20 protein-coding genes are annotated in these 18,318 nt (G+C 45.5%); 15 read left to right on the top strand and 5 right to left on the bottom strand.

Features of this window, described 5'->3' with window-relative positions:
- Window positions 1–9 precede the first annotated feature (9 nt).
- The 3 genes from K5L93_RS11020 to polA all read left to right on the top strand — a co-directional run bounded on the left by K5L93_RS11020 (window position 10) and on the right by polA (window position 4,874).
- Entirely contained in the window at window positions 10–1,431 is a 1,422-nt protein-coding gene (locus tag K5L93_RS11020; RefSeq protein WP_220719889.1) for a protein adenylyltransferase SelO, read from the top strand.
- On the top strand, window positions 1,419–1,727 hold the full coding sequence (locus tag K5L93_RS11025; RefSeq protein ID WP_220719890.1) for a DUF3630 family protein: 309 nt from the start codon (window positions 1,419–1,421) through the stop codon (window positions 1,725–1,727). The genes K5L93_RS11020 and K5L93_RS11025 overlap by 13 nt, the downstream gene beginning before the upstream one ends.
- A 387-nt stretch (window positions 1,728–2,114) precedes the next feature.
- The gene (gene polA / locus K5L93_RS11030) at window positions 2,115–4,874 is read left to right on the top strand and encodes a DNA polymerase I (RefSeq protein WP_220719891.1); all 2,760 of its coding nucleotides are present in this window, start codon (window positions 2,115–2,117) and stop codon (window positions 4,872–4,874) included.
- Window positions 4,875–5,604: 730 nt separating this feature from the next.
- On the opposite strand, the gene K5L93_RS11035 is transcribed toward polA, so the two are convergent.
- A complete protein-coding gene (locus K5L93_RS11035) occupies window positions 5,605–6,675 on the bottom strand; it encodes a glycoside hydrolase family 43 protein (RefSeq protein WP_220719892.1) in 1,071 nt (356 codons plus the stop codon).
- Window positions 6,676–6,936: 261 nt separating this feature from the next.
- Window positions 6,937–7,572, bottom strand: a complete 636-nt coding sequence (yihA, locus tag K5L93_RS11040) for a ribosome biogenesis GTP-binding protein YihA/YsxC (RefSeq protein ID WP_373869984.1) — start codon at window positions 7,570–7,572, stop codon at window positions 6,937–6,939.
- A gap of 137 nt (window positions 7,573–7,709) precedes the next feature.
- On the opposite strand from yihA, the gene K5L93_RS11045 reads away from it, so the two are divergent.
- The 5 genes from K5L93_RS11045 to hemN all read left to right on the top strand — a co-directional run bounded on the left by K5L93_RS11045 (window position 7,710) and on the right by hemN (window position 11,439).
- Window positions 7,710–8,327, top strand: coding sequence for a c-type cytochrome (locus K5L93_RS11045; protein ID WP_220719894.1), 618 nt, complete (start codon window positions 7,710–7,712; stop codon window positions 8,325–8,327).
- A gap of 109 nt (window positions 8,328–8,436) precedes the next feature.
- Entirely contained in the window at window positions 8,437–9,081 is a 645-nt protein-coding gene (locus tag K5L93_RS11050) for a methyltransferase domain-containing protein (RefSeq protein ID WP_220719895.1), read from the top strand.
- On the top strand, window positions 9,074–9,601 hold the full coding sequence (yihI, locus tag K5L93_RS11055) for a Der GTPase-activating protein YihI (protein ID WP_220719896.1): 528 nt from the start codon (window positions 9,074–9,076) through the stop codon (window positions 9,599–9,601). The genes K5L93_RS11050 and yihI overlap by 8 nt, the downstream gene beginning before the upstream one ends.
- A gap of 5 nt (window positions 9,602–9,606) precedes the next feature.
- The gene (locus K5L93_RS11060) at window positions 9,607–10,053 is read left to right on the top strand and encodes a DUF2489 domain-containing protein (protein WP_246615116.1); all 447 of its coding nucleotides are present in this window, start codon (window positions 9,607–9,609) and stop codon (window positions 10,051–10,053) included.
- Between the two features lie 12 nt (window positions 10,054–10,065).
- A complete protein-coding gene (gene hemN / locus K5L93_RS11065) occupies window positions 10,066–11,439 on the top strand; it encodes an oxygen-independent coproporphyrinogen III oxidase (protein ID WP_220719898.1) in 1,374 nt (457 codons plus the stop codon).
- A gap of 28 nt (window positions 11,440–11,467) precedes the next feature.
- Here hemN and znuA read toward each other — a convergent pair whose 3' ends face one another.
- Window positions 11,468–12,346 carry a zinc ABC transporter substrate-binding protein ZnuA gene (znuA, locus tag K5L93_RS11070; protein WP_220719899.1) on the bottom strand — a complete coding sequence of 293 codons (879 nt, stop codon included), beginning with the start codon at window positions 12,344–12,346 and terminating at the stop codon, window positions 11,468–11,470.
- A 118-nt stretch (window positions 12,347–12,464) separates the two neighbouring features.
- Here znuA and znuC point away from each other — a divergent pair, with 118 nt between their 5' ends.
- From znuC to aroE, 6 genes are all read left to right on the top strand, one after another.
- On the top strand, window positions 12,465–13,226 hold the full coding sequence (znuC, locus tag K5L93_RS11075) for a zinc ABC transporter ATP-binding protein ZnuC (RefSeq protein ID WP_220719900.1): 762 nt from the start codon (window positions 12,465–12,467) through the stop codon (window positions 13,224–13,226).
- A 3-nt stretch (window positions 13,227–13,229) separates the two neighbouring features.
- Window positions 13,230–14,018: a zinc ABC transporter permease subunit ZnuB gene (gene znuB, locus K5L93_RS11080; protein ID WP_152785446.1), complete on the top strand. Its 789-nt coding sequence runs from the start codon at window positions 13,230–13,232 to the stop codon at window positions 14,016–14,018.
- On the top strand, window positions 14,018–14,593 hold the full coding sequence (tsaC, locus tag K5L93_RS11085) for an L-threonylcarbamoyladenylate synthase type 1 TsaC (RefSeq protein ID WP_220719901.1): 576 nt from the start codon (window positions 14,018–14,020) through the stop codon (window positions 14,591–14,593). Before znuB ends, tsaC begins: the two co-directional genes overlap by 1 nt.
- Window positions 14,594–14,612: 19 nt before the next feature.
- On the top strand, window positions 14,613–15,551 hold the full coding sequence (gene hemF / locus K5L93_RS11090; protein WP_220719902.1) for an oxygen-dependent coproporphyrinogen oxidase: 939 nt from the start codon (window positions 14,613–14,615) through the stop codon (window positions 15,549–15,551).
- Between the two features lie 113 nt (window positions 15,552–15,664).
- A complete protein-coding gene (locus tag K5L93_RS11095; RefSeq protein ID WP_220719903.1) occupies window positions 15,665–16,054 on the top strand; it encodes a MaoP family protein in 390 nt (129 codons plus the stop codon).
- Between the two features lie 91 nt (window positions 16,055–16,145).
- A complete protein-coding gene (gene aroE, locus K5L93_RS11100; RefSeq protein WP_220719904.1) occupies window positions 16,146–16,964 on the top strand; it encodes a shikimate dehydrogenase in 819 nt (272 codons plus the stop codon).
- Here the strand turns inward: aroE and K5L93_RS11105 are convergent.
- A complete protein-coding gene (locus K5L93_RS11105; RefSeq protein ID WP_220719905.1) occupies window positions 16,954–17,400 on the bottom strand; it encodes a GNAT family N-acetyltransferase in 447 nt (148 codons plus the stop codon). The two genes, aroE and K5L93_RS11105, sit on opposite strands and share 11 nt — an antisense overlap.
- A 93-nt stretch (window positions 17,401–17,493) precedes the next feature.
- Between K5L93_RS11105 and K5L93_RS11110 the strand changes: the two genes are divergently transcribed.
- Window positions 17,494–17,754, top strand: coding sequence for a DUF1488 family protein (locus tag K5L93_RS11110; RefSeq protein WP_016400038.1), 261 nt, complete (start codon window positions 17,494–17,496; stop codon window positions 17,752–17,754).
- Here the strand turns inward: K5L93_RS11110 and K5L93_RS11115 are convergent.
- Window positions 17,751–18,287 carry a gamma carbonic anhydrase family protein gene (locus K5L93_RS11115; protein WP_220719906.1) on the bottom strand — a complete coding sequence of 179 codons (537 nt, stop codon included), beginning with the start codon at window positions 18,285–18,287 and terminating at the stop codon, window positions 17,751–17,753. The two genes, K5L93_RS11110 and K5L93_RS11115, sit on opposite strands and share 4 nt — an antisense overlap.
- Window positions 18,288–18,318: the final 31 nt, after the last annotated feature.

The following is an 18,318-nucleotide window of genomic DNA, read 5'->3' on the forward strand; positions in this document are numbered from 1 at the left end:
GGATCGCAGATGGAATTTGTGAATCGTTTTTCCAATGAACTACCCGAGTTATGCCATCAGCAGCAGCCTACGCCGCTAAAAGATCCTGAGTTGGTGGCATATAGCCAGGCCGCTGCTGAGTTAATTGGCCTAGATAGTGAGTTTATGCAGGGAGAGCTGGCGCTTGGTCTAAGCGCTGGTAAGTTACTTATCGAAGGCATGCAGCCTGCCTCAACGGTATACGCTGGCCATCAGTTTGGTGGATATTCTCCGCAGCTGGGTGACGGTCGAGCCTTGCTACTTGGTGAAACAGTAAACGAGCAAGGTGAGTACTGGGAACTGCAACTTAAAGGCTCGGGTTTAACGCCTTTCTCTCGCCAAGGCGATGGTAAAGCAGTATTACGTTCTAGCATTCGCGAGTTTTTAGCCAGTGAAGCCATGGCCGCTTTAGGCATCGCAACAACCCGCGCATTAAGCTTAACGGTAGGTAGCGGTTTAGTGCAGCGTGAACGCTTTGAAAAAGAAGCTATGCTGCTACGTATGGCGCCTAGCCATATTCGTTTTGGTCATTTTGAATACCTGTATTACCAGCAACAAACTCAACCATTAAAGCGCTTGGTAGATTTTTGCTTAAGCCATTATTTTAGCGATTGTTTAACTGCCGAAAATCCGGTGCTAGCTATGTTAGAACAAGTAGTGGATAGCACCGCGTTGATGATTGCTAAGTGGCAGGCCGAAGGCTTTTGTCATGGCGTAATGAATACCGACAACATGTCGATTTTGGGCTTAACCATCGATTATGGCCCTTATGGGTTTTTAGATGACTACAACCCTAGACACGTTTGTAACCATAGCGACCATTATGGACGTTATGCCTTTAACCAGCAGCCAGCCGTAGGCTTATGGAACTTACAGCGTTTGGCACAAGCCTTGTCTGACTATGTACCCAGCGCTAAAACCGAGCCACTTTGGATACGCTATCAGCAGAAAATCAATCAACATTACCAGCAGTTGATGCTGAATAAGTTAGGTTTAAGCCAGTGGCAAGATGACGATGAGCAACTTTTAGGTTTGCTGCTTAAAGTTATCGCCGAACAAAAGGCCGATTACCACCAAAGCCTGCGTGCCTTGGCGCAGGACCAAAATCAGTTAACTAAACAATTGCCTGATGTTTGGCAGGCTTGGTTGAAGTTATACCGCCAGCGCTGTCAGCAAAGTGATGTTGATGAACAACAACGGATATCAGGTATTCAGCAGCATGTGCCTTTATACGTATTGCGCAACTATTTGGCGCAGCAGGCGATAGAACAAGCGGAAGATGGCAGTTATGCACAGTTGCGCCAGCTGCATCAGGTACTCAATACCCCGTTTACTGAGCAAGTTGATGCTCAGCATTTTGCGGCTCCACCACCGGCTTGGGGCAAGTGCTTGGAGATATCATGCAGCAGCTAGCAAATGGCATAGAAGTATTATCGGAGCATGCGGTAGTTACTATTGCTAAGCAGTTCTCCGAATCACAGTTTTTGGCTAGTGCGCAGCAGTTTGTAAAGCAGCAACAATGGCAGCAGGCTTTTGTTGAACAAGGCGCCGACTGGCAAGTTTTAGGTTTTTATATTGAACAACAATTATGGTGGTTTCGTTATGATGCACTAAGTCAGGGCGCTTGGTTTGAATGCGCCAATAGTGAGCATTTTCACACGAGCTCTGCCCCATTATTGGCTGCCTTAAATCATGCCAGTTTTGACTAAACAAAATTATATTTTTAGGCTGATTAAAATGTGATCCATTACAAGGTTTCCCACAGGCTTATCTTCTATATTAATCCACCTGCCAACGTTGAGTTGTTTATTAATTCACCGTAAGGCCGCGAAAAGCAATGTCATGGAATGATGTTTTCCACAATAAGGGAACTGTTTGCCGCTCCAATTTCTTGCCTTTCTTTATCTGTAAGTTACTGAATTAAAACTTATTTGTCGTTTTCTATTTAGCTTGTTATTTTTTCGCGAGAGAATTACTGCTGTTTGTCAACAGAGTTATCCACAATTTGTTGCGGCCGATAACGCTTAACTCTGGTGCATTTAGGGTGGCTGTGGCATCATCGAGCGCAATGAAAATCTGAACGATGGATCACGGTAATGGCAACCCTTCCCGACCAACCCTTAGTGCTTGTTGACGGCTCTTCTTATCTATATCGCGCTTACTACGCTCCTCCTCATCTAACTAACTCTAAAGGCGAAGCCACCGGCGCAGTTTATGGCGTGGTTAACATGCTGCGCAGCTTACTTAAGCAATTTAAGCCAGAGCATATTGTGGTGGTGTTTGATGCCAAGGGTAAAACCTTTCGTGACGACATCTATAAAGAATATAAAGCCAATCGCCCGTCTATGCCCGATGATTTGCGCAGTCAAATTGCCCCTTTACACGCGGTAATTAAAGCAATGGGTTTGCCTTTAGTGGCCATTGAAGGTGTTGAAGCCGATGATGTTATTGGTACCTTAGCTAAGCAAGCTTCGGCCGAGAACAAAGCGGTAGTGATTAGCACTGGCGATAAAGACATGGCGCAGCTGGTGGATGAAAATATCACCTTGATTAATACCATGACCGACACAGTTATGGATCGTGCTGGCGTTATCGATAAGTTTGGCGTACCACCGGAGCTGATTATTGATTATTTAGCGCTAATGGGCGACAAAGTAGATAACATTCCTGGCTTACCTGGGGTGGGCGAGAAAACTGCTTTGGCCATGTTGCAAGGCATTGGTGGCGTGGATGATTTATTAGCCGACCCAGACGCGGTTGCACCATTAGGTTTTCGCGGCTCTAAAACCATGCCTAAAAAGCTGCGTGAACATGCCGAAGATGCCCGTTTATCCTATTTATTAGCCACCATTAAATGTGACGTTGAAGTCGGTTTTAGCATGGATGACATGTTGCGTACCGAAGAAGACAAAGATGCGCTGATTAAATTATTTGGTGAATTGGAGTTTAAGCGCTGGCTGAGTGAAGCGCTTAGCCCATCAAGTAACAGCGCCGCAGCAGAACCAAATGCTGAGGCCGAAGTGGTTGCTCCTGCTGTTGAGCTTAAAGGTGAATATGAAACCATTTTAACCAAGCAGCAGTTTGATGATTGGTTTGAACGCTTAAATAACGCTGAGCTTATCGCTATTGATACCGAAACCACCTCGCTTAACTACATGCAAGCTGAACTCGTGGGTTTATCTTTTGCCGTTGAAGCAGGCAAAGCTGCCTACTTACCAGTCGCTCACGATTATTTAGATGCGCCTGAGCAGCTAGAGCGAAACTGGGTATTAGCGCAGCTTAAACCACTATTGGAAGACCCTAATAAAGCGAAGGTTGGCCAAAACCTTAAGTACGATGCTAGTGTGCTTGCGCGTTACGACATTACGCTCAAAGGCATTAAGTACGACACCATGTTGGAGTCGTATGTGCTCAATAGCACCATTACTCGCCACGATATGGACTCGTTGTCGTTGCAGTACTTGCAACACAAAACCATCAAGTTTGAAGACATTGCAGGTAAAGGCGCTAAACAACTTACCTTCAATCAAATTGAACTTGAAACGGCAGCACCTTATGCGGCAGAAGATGCAGACGTTACTTTACGCTTGCACCAAACTCTGTGGGCCAAGTTAGAGAAAGAGCCAAAGCTGAAAAGCTTGTTCGAAGAAGTAGAGTTACCTTTAGTGGGCATCTTGTCGCAAACCGAGCGTCAAGGTGTGCGTATTGATAGCCAGCGCTTAGCGCAGCATAGTTTGTCTTTAGGCGAGCGTATCGACGGTTTAGAGAAGCAAGCGCATGAACTAGCCGGTGAACCATTTAACTTAGGTTCTCCTAAGCAGCTGCAAACCATTTTGTTTGAAAAAATGGAATTGCCGATCATTAAGAAAACCCCAAAAGGTGCGCCGTCTACTGCCGAGGAAGTGCTGCAAGAGTTGGCGTTAGATTACAGTTTGCCAAAAGTGATTTTAGAGTATCGAAGCCTGTCTAAACTAAAATCTACTTACACTGACAAACTGCCTAAAATGGTAGAGCCAAGCACTGGCAGAGTGCATACCTCTTATCATCAAGCGGTAACAGCAACGGGACGTTTCTCATCTACCGATCCTAACTTGCAGAATATTCCTATTCGCCATGAAGAAGGACGTAAAGTACGTCAGGCTTTTGTACCTGCCGATGGTTACAAACTGGTAGCGATAGATTACTCACAAATTGAGCTGCGTATCATGGCGCATCTTTCTCAGGATGCTGGTTTGCTAAAAGCCTTTGCTGCCGGAGAAGACATTCATAAAGCCACTGCTGCAGAAGTATTTGGTAAAGAGCTAGAGGCAGTGAGCGGCGATGAGCGCCGCAGTGCCAAAGCGATTAACTTTGGCCTAATTTACGGTATGAGCGCCTTTGGTTTAGCCAAGCAGTTAGGCATTGCTCGAGCCGATGCGCAAAACTACATGAATCGTTATTTTGAGCGCTACCCTGCGGTGTTGGACTACATGGACAGCACCCGAGATTTTTGCCAAGAACACGGATATGTAGAAACCTTGTTTGGCCGCCGCTTGTATTTGCCCGAAATTAATTCGCGTAACGGTATGCGTAAAAAAGCTGCCGAACGTGCTGCGGTAAACGCGCCAATGCAAGGAACCGCTGCCGACATTATCAAAAAGGCGATGATTGCGGTTGCCCAATGGCTAGATACTCAACCCAGTGAGCATTGTAAGATGTTAATGCAGGTTCACGATGAACTGGTATTTGAAGTATTAGAAAGCGAGTTGGATAAAGTTGTACCGAAGCTTACCGAGCTGATGGAGCAGGCAGTGACACTAGATTTACCATTAGTTGCCGAATCAGGTATTGGTGAAAACTGGGATGAAGCCCACTAGAGCTAAATAGTGGAAGATAGCAAAAGGAGGCGATGGCCTCTTTTTTTTTCCTCAAGATTTTGCGAATTTATGTAATTATGAAAACCTTTTCGCGTAATTTAAAAACCAACATATACCTCTAAAGTGAAATTTCCTTACAAAAAGTGCTTTATTTTTCATCGATGATGCTCTAGAGTAACTCTTGTAGGGTACAGAGGTAAGATGTTCTATCTTTCAGACCTTTATTTCACGTAGTTGAAAAAGGCTATTTTGCCGCCCCGATGGGTTTCCATCGGGGCGTTTTTTTGTCTTAATGCCAGTGATTGCCTGCCTTCTCTCCTAATTTTTAAACTCATTTATGCTCCTTGTCTAAGAGGGGGCTCTAGCTGTTGTTTCTTATTTTCTGATATTTGGTTGCTAAATTACGATATTTGGGAATTTCGTATTCAAAATGCCACTGCTTGATGGTGTTTGATTGCTGTTGGCCTAAGGGCTGGGTGAATAACAAAGCTTCTATGAAAGAAAATTGCACATTTTTAGAAAATTTTGTGAACTAATCGATTTTCAGAGAGTCATAATTAATGCAATTGGAATAGTGCTTTCAGTTTTTAAGAATTTCTTTTCTTATCATGCCTCATCGGACGATGGGGCTTTTTTTTTGCCTGCTGTTTAGTACTGAGAGGTGTTGGTTTAGGCTCTGGATAGAAAAACGCCACGTTAAAGTGGCGTTTGAATTTAGCGAATAACTTGCTTACTCATAGTAAGGCTTAATCGCTTCAATCTTGCCGTTATCATCAATATTTAGCTCAGCCATCTTAATGCTGCGTAAGTGGGTTTGACCGGCTGATAACGTGCTGTCGTGGTAGAACAAAAACCACTTGTCTTGGTATTGAACAATTGAGTGATGGGTTGTCCAACCTAATACAGGCTCTAAGATAACGCCTTCGTAGCGGAACGGCCCATAAGGTGAGTCACTGCTTGCGTAAGCAATTTTGTGAGTATCGCCAGTAGAGTAAGAGAAGTAGTAGCGGCCGTTGTGCTTGTGCATCCATGGGCCTTCAAAATAGCGGCGTTCGTTGTCACCTGCTAGTAGCACATCGCCATTCTTATCGACAATTTCGATTTCTTTTGGTGTTTCAGCAAACTCCAGCATGTCGTCGCTCATTTTAGCCACTAAGGGTTTTAGCGCGGGTTGGTCGTCGGCGGGAAATTGTTCTTCACCAAATTCACCATTGCGCCAGTTTTGTAATTGGCCGCCCCATAAACCGCCAAAATACATGTAGTGACTACCGTCTTCGTCTTTGAATACCGCAGGGTCGATGCTAAAGCTGCCTTTAATTGGTTCTGCTTGGGGAGTAAAAGGTCCTTCAGGCTGATCGCCAACTGCTACGCCAATTTGGAAAATGCCATCGTAGTTGCGCGCAGGGAAGTATAAGTAGTACTTGCCATCTTTTTCTGCAGCGTCTGGCGCCCACATTTGTTTCTCTGCCCAAGGCACGTCTTTTACATCTAGCGCGTTACCATGGTCGGTGACTACGCCAAAAGGACGGTCTAATGAGAAAACATGGTAATCACGCATGTCAAAGTGATCGCCATTGTCATTTAGTGGCTGACCGTTATCTACATCATGAGAGGGATATATGTAAAGTTTGCCGTTAAATACATGGGCTGAAGGATCGGCGGTATACATATGCGTCACTAAGGCGCCACTAATCGGCTTTAGCTGATCGGCACGCGCTTTATCTGCTGCGGTTACCGCTTCCGCATCACTGATCTCGCTAGGTTCTTCTACCCTAGTCTTGGTTGCGTCATTCACGCTCATGGTATTTCCTCATTAAGTTTTTGCGTCAGTATAACGATCTCAAACTTGATAAGTTTTACGTTCTTCGGTAGCCCAATTGTAAAATTTGTCCCGCAAGCACAATTTGTCATTAAACTATGATCAAGTGCACAAGCGGTGGGATATTTCATGAAACTCTGTGAAATAAATGACGCGCGCTATGATGGGCTGGTTTGCTTTAAAAGGGATGAAGGTTGGAAGGTGATGAGGAGCTCGCTGAAGCCGCGAGCTTAGTCCGTCAGTTTATTCAGCGTCGCTTGGGGAATTTTCTAGGTGTTGATCAAACCATGCTATTAGGGTGTTTTGGAGCACGTCTAAACCTTGTTTTTTCAAAGAGGAAAAAGCTTCTACTCGAACATTGCCACCAAATGCTTTGGCGGTCTCACGGCCTTTTAAAATCGCTGTTTTACGCGCGCCTTGTTTTAACTTGTCTGATTTAGTTAATAGCGCGAGTACCGGCAGTTCACAATCTACAGCCCACTGGATTAAACCAGCATCGGTATCTTTGAATGGATGGCGAATATCCATTAATACCACGATGCCTTTTAAGCTTTGGCGGTCTTGTAAGTATTCAGACAGTGATTTTTGCCACTGCTTTTTAACCTCTTCTGGTACTTGAGCAAATCCGTAGCCGGGTAAGTCAATTAGGCGAAAACCTTCGGATATTTCAAAAACGTTAATTAACTGAGTGCGGCCTGGTGTTTTACTGGTACGCGCTAAACTTTTTTGACGAGTAAGGGTATTTAAAGCGCTAGACTTACCCGCATTTGAGCGTCCAGCAAAGGCGATTTCAATTCCACTATCTTCAGGCATAGCCTGAATATTAGGCGCGCTAGTGATGAAGTGGGTGTTTTGAAAATGATATTGCGCCATGGTTATGTTGAGCTCCACAAGGAAATTAGGGTAATACATTACGTTTTTGGCAAAATTGTGTAAAATAATGCCGTTACTGGACTCGCTAAGTGTATCACGGGCACCAGTGTGTGGTTTGGAATAATACTAATAAATGGAATGTCATGAAAAAACTTACCTTAGTTTTAATGTTAATGGCGGGTGTTGCCAGTCCGGTTTGGGCAAAGGGAGACGCTGCTGCCGGAGAGCAAAAAGCTGCTACTTGTAAAGCTTGTCATAACGAGCAAGGCGAAGCTGCAGGTTATCCTAAATTAGAAGGCCAACACGCTGGTTATTTGCTTAAGCAGCTTAAAGAATTTAAAGCCGGCGCAATTAGCGGCGGTACCGAAGGACGTAACAACGCCGTAATGGGTGGTATGGCAATGCCATTGTCTGAGCAAGACATGGAAGATTTAGCCGCTTATTACTCAGGCCAAGCGATGAGCCCTAACACCACTGCTCCAGAATATGTTGAAGCAGGTCAGCAACTTTATATGGGTGGCGATTTAGAGCGTGGCATTGCTGCTTGTACAGCCTGTCATGGCCCACGAGGTGTTGGCCAAAGCTTAGCTGGTTTCCCTCGAATTTCGTCGCAATATGCTGGTTACATTAAATCGCAACTGGAAATGTTCCGCAGTGGTGAACGTGCTAACGACTTAAACGGTATGATGCGTGATGTTGCCGCTAAACTCAGTGATAAAGATATCGAAATATTGTCGCAATACTTAGGTGGCTTACACTAAGATTTAGCTGGGCGGCGCCCGCTGCCCAGCTGTTTTTGATTTATTATTCGCCATCTTCGTTCTAAGTGTTACACTTGCGCCCCTAAAAAATACGGCAAGGTGTTGATTGGTGAAATGCCCACTCTGTAGTGCCACATCATCCAAGGATTTTTATCGCAATAAACGCTGCCAATACTGGCATTGTTCAGAATGTGATTTGATCTTTGTAGACCCTGACGATGTACTCAGTACTGAAGCTGAAAAAGCCCAATATGACTTGCATAATAATGACCCGCAAGACCAAGGCTATTTAAACTTTTTACGGCGTTTAAGTGAGCCGGTTATTGGCCAGTTGACAGAGCCGGTTGTTGGCTTAGATTTTGGCTGTGGCCCAGGGCCTGCACTGTGTGAATTGTTGGCGCAAGCAGGGCATCAGTTACTGAACTATGATCCAATATATTACCCCGATGAGCAGCGCCTAACCGAGACTTATCGCTTGGTCACTAGCAGCGAAGTGGTGGAGCATTTTAACCACCCAGCTCAGTCTTGGAAGCTGTTAACAGGCCTAGTGGCTGAAACGGGGTTATTGGCCGTAATGACTAAACGCCATTGGGGAACCGAAGTGTTCCCCCAATGGCACTATAAAAATGATCCTACCCACGTAGCGTTTTACAGTGATAAAACCTTTACTTGGTTAGCTAATCATTATCAGATGAGATTGGAGATAGTTGGCCCCGACGTGGCGCTATTTCACAGAGGTAAACAAAATGTCTAGAAAAAAGAATCGTAAAGGCGGCTTAATTGGGGTGCGTAAAGACCCTGACTTTAAAGCTAAACGTGTTACTGCGCCGGATCGTAAAAAAATTGGTAAGGGAAAAGCCTCTGGCAGTCGTCAGCAAGAAGCAGAGTTGGTGCAGCAGCAAGCCGCTAATGTCCAGAAAAAAGATCCGCGTCACGGCAGTAAAGAGCCTGTAGTACTCGGTGTTGCCAAGCCTGCGGCTAAACCTGCAGCTAAACCCGCTAAAGCAAAAGCCAAAGTAGAGCTAACCCCTGAGAAAGAATTGGCGATGTTAGAAGCCGATACGCGTCTTGAAAGTCTTATCGATGTGTTAGATGAAGGCGGTGAAATTAGCAAGCAAGAGCAGCAGTGGGTGGACGAACAACTAGCACGTCACGCTGAATTGCTAGCCGAACTAGGTTTGTCAGAAGAAGCCGAAGAAGTGGAAGCTTTAGATGATGATGAGCAATTATGGCGTTCGTTAAATAGTTCTTCCTTGGATCAATATAAGGATTAGCTTTGATGGTTTGGTTAGCGGTAGCCGCAGTTATTATTGTGTCAGCCTTAGCCATTTATGCCGCCTTATTAGTAGGGCGCTTAATGGGGCAACAAAAAGTGATTAAAAACGCGGTTGCTAAGCGTAACGAGAATTTAGTGACTGATATTCGTTACATTGCCAAAGCCATGCAGGAAGATCGCTGTGGCTTATCTGAGGGTGTGATCCGCATCAGCAATCTGTTGATTGCTTTGCAAACTCCGCAGCTAATTGATTGGTCACAGCGCTACCCTGCTGTTTTTCAGTTATATAATGCGGTAAAAGAGTTACCCACTCATGAGGCGCGCAACAAACTGCCTTTGCAGCAGCGTATGCGCCAAGATCTGCAGCGTGAAGCAGAAGAAAAAGCCTTAGAGAAACAAATATTACAAGAAGCCGAAGCACTGGTACAGCTCAGTGCTAGCGCGCTCTAGGAGAGAACTCGAATGTCAGTATCAATGGTGGATTGGGATCAGCAACTGATCGAGAAGTACAACTACTCGGGCCCCCGCTACACCTCTTACCCCACTGCCCTTGAGTTTAACGAAGACTTTGGTGAGCAAGAGTTTGGCATTGCTTGTGATAAGTTTCCTGAACGTGATTTATCGCTGTATGTGCACATCCCGTTTTGCCATAAGTTGTGTTACTACTGCGGTTGTAACAAGGTGATTACCCGTCATCAGCATAAGGCCGACATTTACTTAGACTACCTAGAACAAGAAATTCAGCTGCAAGCGCCACGTTTTAAGCAACGTAAAGTAAGCCAAATGCATTGGGGCGGCGGTACGCCAACTTATCTAGAGCCAGAGCAGCTTAAGCGCTTAACCAGTAAGCTGTTTAGCCAATTTGATTTTGCTGACAATGCCGAAGTAAGCATTGAGGTGGACCCGCGAGAAATCGAGCTTTCTACGATTAACTTGTTAGCCGAGTTGGGCTTTAACCGTTTAAGCCTTGGGGTGCAAGATTTCAACAAGCAAGTGCAACAGGCGGTTAATCGCGAACAAGACGAAGCGTTTATTTTTGCCTTGGTAGAGCGGGCTAAGCAAGTTGGTTTTAACTCGGTAAATATTGACCTTATTTATGGTCTTCCGCATCAAACACGTGCGAGTTTCCAACAAACCTTAAGTCGCGTGCTTGAGTTAGACCCTGATCGTTTGTCGGTATTTAATTATGCCCACCTGCCCAGTCGCTTTGCCGCGCAGCGTAAAATAGATGAAAGCGCCATGCCAAGCAGCGATGAGCGCTTAGGCATTTTGCGCGATAGCATCGAGTTTTTAACTACTCACGGCTATCAGTTTATTGGCATGGATCATTTTGCCAAACCTGATGATGAACTTGCCATTGCTCAAAGTAAGGGTGAGTTACATCGTAATTTTCAGGGCTACACCACCCAAGGCGAAGCCGATTTACTGGGTTTAGGGGTGTCTTCTATTTCGATGTTGGGTGACGCTTACAGCCAAAACCAGAAAGATCTTAAAACCTACTACGCGCAAATCGACCAACAAGGGCATGCACAATGGAAGGGAATTGCACTAAACCAAGATGATTTAATTCGCCGCGAATTGATTAAGACCCTGATCTGCAATTTTCAATTGAGCTTTAAAGATATAGAGCAGCAGTTTGATTTAGATTTTCAGCAATACTTTGCCGAAGATATGCAGCTGCTAAAACCTTTTGTTGAAGATGGTCTAGTTAGTTTAAGTGCCGATGCCTTGCAGGTGACCAACAAAGGGCGCTTGCTGATTCGTAACATTTGCATGTGCTTTGATGTGTACTTTAGAAGCCAAGCGCGGCGCCAGCAATTTTCAAGAGTGATATAACATTGCGGAGCTTAGGCTCCGCTTTTTGTTAGTGGCTTAAACACTCGTGGTAAGAGTCGGCCAGTTGCTGCAGTAATTTAAAGTAGCCATTTTTGCCATTGCTTACACTAATTCCTAGAGGGTCGAGCAAGCTAATTTGCGCACCACTGTGTTGGCTAATGCTTTCTAGCAATGCGCCATCAAATTGTGGTTCAGCAAAGATACACTTGGCTTTGCCTTGCTCTAACTGCTGGCGAATATTCAGCAAGCTTTTAGCGCCAGGACGACGCTGCGGGTTAATGGTAAATTCACCTAAACGATTTAAGCCAAACTCGCGTTCAAAATAACTATAGCCATCGTGAAAAACAAAATAGCCTTGCTGTTTAACCGCTTGGAGTTGCAGATTAATGTTGCTCACTACCTTTGTTAGCTCTTGATTAAAGCGTTCGAGCTGCTGCTCTAATTTGGCTTTATCTTCGGGCATTTTAGCAATTAACTGCTCGGTAATTGCAGCGGCAATAAGCTTAGCTTCATTGGGGCCTAACCAAATGTGCGGGTCTACTTCATGGTAGTGGTCACCATGGTGGTGATCGTGGCCTTCATCGCCATCAATGAGTTCTAGCTGGGGTATGTCTAGCAGCGCTAGCTGGCTGGCACTGGTTTGGCTAAGCGGTTTACTTAAGAATGGCTCTAGCTCATCACCGACCCAAATAACTAAATCGGCCTGACGCAGCGCACGCACATCCGATGGGCGCAGCGCATAATCGTGTGGCGATACGTTGGGGCTTACTAGGTAATCAACATTGAGTTCACCTTCACTTAAGCTACTAACAATGAGTTGCAAAGGTTTAATACTAACTAAGATGTTTGGGCTAGTGGCCCAGCTTGGTATAGCGAAGAACATCAGAACAAAAAGCAGGTTACGCATACAAGATTTTGAGAGTGATTTGGTAAAATAATACGATAGTGTAACATCTAGTGTAGAATAGCGCGCCCTAGTAAACGCCACTGGGGTTTATTCAGCTAGTTATCTATAGGATGCAGGATTGACCACTTTAGTTTCGCTTAACAATATTTGCGTTAGCTTTGACCAGCGCATGGTTCTCGACCATGTCTCGTTGGAGTTGAACCGTGGTCAAATCACCACATTAATTGGCCCTAACGGTGCTGGTAAAAGCACCTTGATTAAGGTTATTTTGGGCCTTATTTCCGCAGACTCTGGCGATATAACTCGTGCTTCAAAGCTACGTATTGGTTATGTACCGCAAAAAATCAGTTTAGATGAATCGTTCCCCCTCACCGTGGAACGCTTTCTTAAGCTAGCGCGGCATTCTTCTAAGCTAGGTTTAACTAAGGTGATTCGCCAGCTTAGTATTGATAGCTTGCTAAAGCGGCAAATGGTGCGTTTGTCTGGCGGCGAAATGCAGCGAGTATTGTTAGCGCGGGCCTTGTTAGGCGAGCCGCAACTGCTGGTATTAGACGAACCCGTGCAGGGAGTCGACATCTCTGGGCAGATAGAGCTTTATCAATTGATTGCTGATATCGCCCAGCAAATGGGGTGCGGGGTGCTGTTGGTCTCTCACGATTTGCACTTGGTAATGGCGGGCACCGACCATGTAATTTGTTTAAATCACCATGTGTGTTGCCATGGGGAGCCCGAGAGCGTGGCTCAACATCCAGAATTCGCACGGCTTTTTGCGCAAAACGAACGCCAACAGCTTGCCGTTTATACCCATCACCATGTTTGTGACGATCACGACCATAACCATAACCACAATCATCAGCCAAGCACTGAAGAGAACAACTAGCACATGGACGATTTTTTAGTAAATGCTTTATTGGCAGGCTTAGGTATTGCGGTATTAGCGGGGCCGCTGGGCTCATTTATGGTGTGGCGCCGTTTAGCTTATTTTGGCGATACCTTAGCGCATGCTTCGTTATTAGGTGTAGCGCTAGGTTTATGGTTGCAAATCAACCCGGTGATAGCGGTAGTTTTTAGCGGGGTTATGCTGGCTATAATTTTGTTATCGCTGCAACGCTACAAGCAGTTAGCCAGCGATACTTTATTGGGGATTATGGCGCATTCGGCTTTGTCTTTAGGTTTAGTCGTGGTTGCTTTAATGGACAATGTACGCATTGACCTAATGGCCTATTTGTTTGGTGATTTGCTAGCGGTAACTCAACAAGATTTATTGTGGATTTGGGGCGGCGGTGCCTTAGTGCTTGGTTTATTGCTGAGCCAGTGGAACAAGCTATTGTCGGCCACGGTGAATGAGCAAATTGCCGAGGTGGAAGGCGTAAACGTGGGCATGATGCGAGCGCTGCTGTTGTTATTATTGGCTGTGGTTATTGCAATCGCCATGAAAATAGTTGGCGCATTAATTATTAGTTCGCTGTTGTTAATTCCTGCTGCAACGGCGCGTCGTTTAAGCCGCTCTCCCGAGCAAATGGCACTGTTTGCCATCGCCTTTGGCGCTATCTCAGTAGTGCTTGGTTTGTGTTTGTCTTGGTATCAAGATACCCCTGCGGGGCCATCGGTAGTGGTATGCGCCGCGCTGCAGTTTTTATTAGTTCATAGTTTAGTTAAAGTGCAAAAATAATGACCGACTCTTTAGTTACTCCAGTAAGTGATTCAATTGAGCAAGCCGTTGCCACACTTAAGCAAGGCTTGGTATTAGCCTACCCAACAGAAGCGGTTTACGGCCTTGGCTGTGACCCCGATAAGCAAGCGGCGGTAGAACAAATTTTAGCAATAAAACGCCGACCTGTTGAAAAGGGACTTATATTGCTCGCCTCCGAGTTAGAGCACTTATTGCCTTACATCGATTATGCTGCGTTATCTGTCGAACAGCAGCAGCTGTTAGTGAGTGTTCAAGCGCGGCCAACCACTTGGTTGGTGCCAGTATCTGCCAAAACACCAAAGTGGATTAGTGGCCAGTTTAGCTCAGTGGCGGTGCGGTTAACTCAGCATCCGGTTGTTGCAAAGCTGTGCGCCGGTTTGGGTAAGCCGATTGTGTCAACCTCGGCCAATTACAGTGGCGAAGCCCCGGCCGAAACTGCGCAGCAAGCAGCTAAGTTGCAAGGCTTGGGTTTAGCATTAGACCGACCGTTGGGCGCCGCTAAACAAACTAGCCAAATAAAAGACATTTTTACTGGGCAAGTGATCCGCGCCTAGATTAAATACAGGAAGCCTTATGCAAGACGTTGATATTGAAGCTGTTCGCCAATTCTTTCTCACGCTACAACAATCCATCTGTCAGCAATTGGAATTACAAGATGGTGCAGCAACATTTTTGCATGATGATTGGCAGCGTGACCCAGCCGAGCATAAAGGCTTAACTGGCGAAGGCCGTACTCGGGTGCTTACTAATGGTAAGGTATTTGAGCAAGCGGGAGTCAACTTCTCTCACGTTTGTGGCAAAGAAATGCCAGCTTCCGCTACCGCACAGCGTCCAGAGTTGGCAGGCCGTCACTTTGAAGCGATGGGGGTCTCGTTGGTGATTCACCCAAACAATCCAATGGTACCTACTTCACATGCTAACGTGCGCTTCTTTGTGGCAGAAAAAGAAGGCGAAGAGCCTATCTGGTGGTTTGGTGGTGGTTTCGATTTAACCCCGTATTACGGTTTTGATGAAGACTGTATCTGGTGGCATCAAACCGCAGCTGATTTATGCCAACCCTTTGGTGAAGATGTTTATCCTAAATATAAAGCTTGGTGTGACCGTTATTTCTTCCTAAAGCATCGTAACGAAACACGGGGGGTAGGAGGCTTATTTTTTGATGATCTCAATGAAGCTGGTTTTGCTCAGAGTTTTGCCTTTACTCAAGCTGTTGGCGAGGGCTTCTTAAATGCCTATTTGCCGATTGTAGAGCGACGTAAAGACAGCCCGTTTAGCGAGCAGCAACGAGACTTTCAATTGTATCGCCGTGGCCGCTATGTTGAATTCAATTTGGTTTACGATCGCGGAACCTTGTTTGGCCTGCAATCGGGTGGCCGCACCGAATCTATCTTAATGTCCTTACCGCCCTTGGTGAAATGGCGCTATAACTGGCAACCAGAAGCGGGCAGCCCCGAAGAGCGTTTATATCAACGTTATTTGGTACCGCAAAATTGGTTAGAGTTGGCGAACTAAACACTAAAAAAACGACTTATTTTCTTGCAAGAATGTCGACAATGGATTAATTATTTTAACTGTCGGGTTTAAGCCCCTACTTTTGATGATTTTTTTTTAGTTGAGTTTGAGCTATGAATGGATCGTTTTCGGCAAAACGCCGATTTGCAGATGATAAAAACTTTCGCCGCGGCTTTTCTCGCAGCGGCGCATTCACCATTAAAGAAGCCGAGTTACTTGAGCGCTGTGGTAGCGCGTTTAAAGAGCTTGATGAATCTATCCGCGAACCTGTGGATGATATTGAATCTCACTTTGTATCGGTGTGCCGCGGCGATGCCGAACCTGAAACAGCCGAGCAAAAGGTCTGGCTTAAATATAAAAAGCTAACTGGTCGCAAAGCATTTCATGGTTTAGTGAGCAATCCACCCAAAGCCAGTGTGACCGAAACAGCCGCCAACAGCGATGATGACGATGTTGATGTTGATGTTGATGATGATGGTCCTGATATCGACGACGAAGATTAGCGGTTACAGGGGTAATTTTTCGACTTTGTACTTTGGCTTTTTCTTAAAGCCTTGTTAAGGTGCGTTATTATTTGTTTTAGTAGCGCACCTAATGGATTTATACGCAGTATTTGGCAACCCAATTAGCCAGTCGAAGTCACCTTTCATTCATACCTTGTTTGCTCGCCAAACCCAGCAGCAGTTAAGTTATACCGCCATTGAACCAGCAGAAGACGGTTTTGCAGATGCTCTTGCTAAATTTTGGCAGGAAGGCGGGAAGGGCTGCAATGTTACTGCACCATTTAAAGAGCAAGCTTTTCAAGCTGCACAGCAACACACCGAGCGGGCTTTATTAGCTGGAGCGGTGAACACGCTAAAGTTGACCGATGACGGTATTATTCTTGGCGATAATACCGACGGCGCTGGGTTAGTTGCAGATTTAATTGCCAACTTCGGTGAGCTAAAAGATTTGCGAGTATTGCTGTTAGGCGCGGGCGGTGCTGCGCGTGGGGTAATCCGCCCTTTATTAGATGAGCAAATTAGCGAGCTGGTAATTGTTAACCGCACGGTGGCTAAAGCTGAAGCGCTTGCCGAGCGTTTTAGTGAGTTTGGTAAGGTCTCTAGTCGTTCATTCGAAGATTTGTCAGGTCAGTTTGATATTATCATTAACTCTACTTCGGCAGGCCTTAAGGGGCAGCTCCCGCCATTAAAGGCAGAGCTAATTCAAGCTACCACTCGATGTTATGACATGACCTACTCAGCTGATGTTACCGCCTTTAATGCTTGGGCTGCAGAGCAAGGAGCAACAAAAGTGGTTGACGGTTTAGGCATGCTGGTGGGCCAAGCCGCCGAAAGCTTCACCGTTTGGCGAGGTATTCGTCCTGGTTTTCGTCAGGTGTTGCGCGAATTACGCCGCAACCTTAGTCGTTAGCTCTTATTTCCATACCTATGTGTGGAATATTGTCTTCAAGGTAGGGTTCGCTGCAGATAACAAAACCAAGACCTTGATAGAAATCTTCCAGATAGCGTTGTGCTGAAATGTGAATGGTAGCGTTGGGCCAGTGTTGTTGGCATTGGCTTATAGCTTGTTGCATAAGTTGTTGCCCTAACCCGTTTCCCCTTGCGCTGGCTTTGGTGACAACTCTGCCGATATGAGCACTTAATGGCTCACTGGTATAGATACGCGCATAAGCTACTAGTTCCGCATCTTGATAGGCCATTACATGCTTCGCCTGCAAATCTTTTCCATCGGCGTCTTGATAGGGGCAGTTTTGTTCAACAACAAACACTTCTTCGCGCAGCATCATCATTCGATAAAGCTGTAGGGTACTAAGTTGATTAAAGGCTAAGCATTGCCAAGTTATCATCTAATTTTCACTTGCAGTTTGTCGGTTCAATGGCAACACTTTAAGAACAGCACGCAGAAAAAACAACTAGTCCGTTGCCGGAGTAAATAAACTATGAATCAAGCCATTATAATAAGTGACGATCAACGTTGGCAGGCAGTCAATCAGTGTGTTGAATTTAGCGCTCAGGTGATGGGAGCGCGAGTGCAATGCGCTGTACGTAAATCTACCCTCGAGCATTTGGTGGGGTTACCGCTAACTAACGACGATAAAATGCTCGAGGCTTATCACAGTGTTCAATTTGATATTGAAGAACTGCTAGAGCAAAAGCTACAGCAGGAAGACTTCGAGCCTAATGGCGAAATTATTGTTTAAGCCTGTTCTTCTAGATACTGTTGTTTCAGGCGCACGTAGTTGTCGGCCGACTCGCTTAAAAAGGCTTTTTCTTTTTCATTTAAAGGGCGAGCTTGTTTAACCGGACTGCCCATATACAAGTAACCAGACTCCAAACGTTTATGAGGCGGTACCAAGCTACCTGCTCCAATCATTACATCATCTTCAACCACCACACCGTCTAATACTATTGCGCCCATGCCCACCAATACACGGTTGCCAATGGTGCATCCATGTAGCATGGCCTTGTGACCTACGGTGACATCTTCACCAATAATCAAAGGGTAGCCATAAGGTGGATTTTCTGTTTTACGGGTTACGTGCAAAACGCTGCCGTCTTGAACGTTAGAGCGCGCCCCAATTTGAATATGATTCACATCACCACGTGCCGCTACCATAGGCCAGATACTTACGTCATCACCAAGTTTTATCTCACCGTACAATACAGCACTGGGGTCTACCCATACTTCTTTACCTAAAATAGGGCTAAATCCAGAAAATGACTTCACACTCATTGCTTACTCCGCTGTCGGTCCTTATATATAA

Source organism: Agarivorans litoreus (assembly GCF_019649015.1).
Taxonomy (GTDB): domain Bacteria; phylum Pseudomonadota; class Gammaproteobacteria; order Enterobacterales; family Celerinatantimonadaceae; genus Agarivorans; species Agarivorans litoreus.

Coding starts and splice junctions, on each gene's coding strand:
- znuB (WP_152785446.1), top strand. CDS start 13,230: ATGGACGATTTTTTAGTAAATGCTTTATTGGCAGGCTTAGGTATTGCG.
- K5L93_RS11105 (WP_220719905.1), bottom strand. CDS start 17,400: ATGATAACTTGGCAATGCTTAGCCTTTAATCAACTTAGTACCCTACAG.
- K5L93_RS11060 (WP_246615116.1), top strand. CDS start 9,607: ATGGTTTGGTTAGCGGTAGCCGCAGTTATTATTGTGTCAGCCTTAGCC.
- yihI (WP_220719896.1), top strand. CDS start 9,074: ATGTCTAGAAAAAAGAATCGTAAAGGCGGCTTAATTGGGGTGCGTAAA.
- K5L93_RS11020 (WP_220719889.1), top strand. CDS start 10: ATGGAATTTGTGAATCGTTTTTCCAATGAACTACCCGAGTTATGCCAT.
- K5L93_RS11095 (WP_220719903.1), top strand. CDS start 15,665: ATGAATGGATCGTTTTCGGCAAAACGCCGATTTGCAGATGATAAAAAC.
- polA (WP_220719891.1), top strand. CDS start 2,115: ATGGCAACCCTTCCCGACCAACCCTTAGTGCTTGTTGACGGCTCTTCT.
- znuA (WP_220719899.1), bottom strand. CDS start 12,346: ATGCGTAACCTGCTTTTTGTTCTGATGTTCTTCGCTATACCAAGCTGG.
- K5L93_RS11035 (WP_220719892.1), bottom strand. CDS start 6,675: ATGAGCGTGAATGACGCAACCAAGACTAGGGTAGAAGAACCTAGCGAG.
- aroE (WP_220719904.1), top strand. CDS start 16,146: ATGGATTTATACGCAGTATTTGGCAACCCAATTAGCCAGTCGAAGTCA.
- K5L93_RS11110 (WP_016400038.1), top strand. CDS start 17,494: ATGAATCAAGCCATTATAATAAGTGACGATCAACGTTGGCAGGCAGTC.
- K5L93_RS11045 (WP_220719894.1), top strand. CDS start 7,710: ATGAAAAAACTTACCTTAGTTTTAATGTTAATGGCGGGTGTTGCCAGT.
- K5L93_RS11025 (WP_220719890.1), top strand. CDS start 1,419: ATGCAGCAGCTAGCAAATGGCATAGAAGTATTATCGGAGCATGCGGTA.
- hemF (WP_220719902.1), top strand. CDS start 14,613: ATGCAAGACGTTGATATTGAAGCTGTTCGCCAATTCTTTCTCACGCTA.
- K5L93_RS11115 (WP_220719906.1), bottom strand. CDS start 18,287: ATGAGTGTGAAGTCATTTTCTGGATTTAGCCCTATTTTAGGTAAAGAA.
- hemN (WP_220719898.1), top strand. CDS start 10,066: ATGTCAGTATCAATGGTGGATTGGGATCAGCAACTGATCGAGAAGTAC.
- tsaC (WP_220719901.1), top strand. CDS start 14,018: ATGACCGACTCTTTAGTTACTCCAGTAAGTGATTCAATTGAGCAAGCC.